The organism is Streptomyces sp. SID12501 (assembly GCF_010550245.1).
Classification (GTDB): Bacteria; Actinomycetota; Actinomycetes; order Streptomycetales; family Streptomycetaceae; genus Streptomyces.
The window spans coordinates 1-436 of record NZ_JAAGLU010000684.1; the positions used below are offsets into that span (position 1 = coordinate 1).

A 436-nucleotide genomic window follows, 5' to 3' on the forward strand; every position below is an offset into this window, starting at 1 on the left:
TATCTTTCGATATGAAAACATAGATACATTTACCCATTTTCTTGAGGATCGGCTCGATTGCGCGATCAGCTTGCCCCGCGTGAATGTACCGCCAGCTGTCGATGTCAGCTTGGATGCCCAACAGGAAACCGTGCTGCGCAACATCATGGCACAAGATTTTTCCCTTTACGATTCGCTCTGACCCAAGCCGTTCGACAGAGGGCTCGCCTAGTCAGCACCCTCCAGTTGCCGGGTCACCAAGGCCGTTAGATCCGAAAGTGAAAACGGCTTGGCGAGGGAGGCCGCGTCGGGTACAGGCGGCCGCCCTTCCGAGAAAATATCCTCGGCATAGCCCGACATGAAGATTACCTTGGTGTCGGGCCGATCACGCAGCGCCGTACGCACCCAAGTCGGACCGTCCATACCCGGCATCACCACATCGGTCACGAATACATCG

At 56.0% G+C, this 436-nt stretch carries 2 protein-coding genes; one reads left to right on the top strand and one right to left on the bottom strand.

The window, feature by feature from the left end:
- A partial coding sequence (locus G3I71_RS53095) for a hypothetical protein (protein ID WP_203733176.1) occupies positions 1-181 on the top strand: 181 nt, incomplete at its 5' end.
- A 26-nt stretch (positions 182-207) separates the two neighbouring features.
- Here G3I71_RS53095 and G3I71_RS53100 read toward each other — a convergent pair.
- Positions 208-436, bottom strand: a 229-nt coding sequence (locus G3I71_RS53100; RefSeq protein WP_369335590.1) for a response regulator, incomplete at its 5' end; no start/stop codon positions are given.